This window comes from Gelidibacter salicanalis, from assembly GCF_016469035.1.
Classification (GTDB): Bacteria; Bacteroidota; Bacteroidia; order Flavobacteriales; family Flavobacteriaceae; genus Gelidibacter; species Gelidibacter salicanalis_A.
On the sequence record NZ_JAEHJZ010000576.1, the window covers coordinates 1 to 232 of the forward strand.

Below are 232 nucleotides of genomic sequence, written 5' to 3' on the forward strand. Positions count from 1 at the left end.
GGCCATGATAAAGCCTCCTTTATTCAGCGGCGCCGGGTTTACGATTGGGTTGAGCATCGAAGCTCATGCCGGTTTTTCGGCGGCTGTCATCGCCCATTAAATAGAGGTAAAGCGGCATAATATCCGCCGGCGTTTTCAGCTTGTTTTTATCTTCGTTCGGGAAGGCCGATGCGCGCATTTGAGTGCGCGTTCCGCCAGGATTGATACAATTTACCCGAAGATGGCGGCTTTT

Annotated in this window: 1 protein-coding gene; it reads right to left on the bottom strand. The window is 51.7% G+C overall.

Translation table 11 applies throughout. From position 1 onward, the window contains the following. Window positions 1-19 precede the first annotated feature (19 nt). On the bottom strand, window positions 20-232 hold a 213-nt coding region (locus JEM65_RS22045; protein ID WP_199603917.1), incomplete at its 5' end, for a hypothetical protein.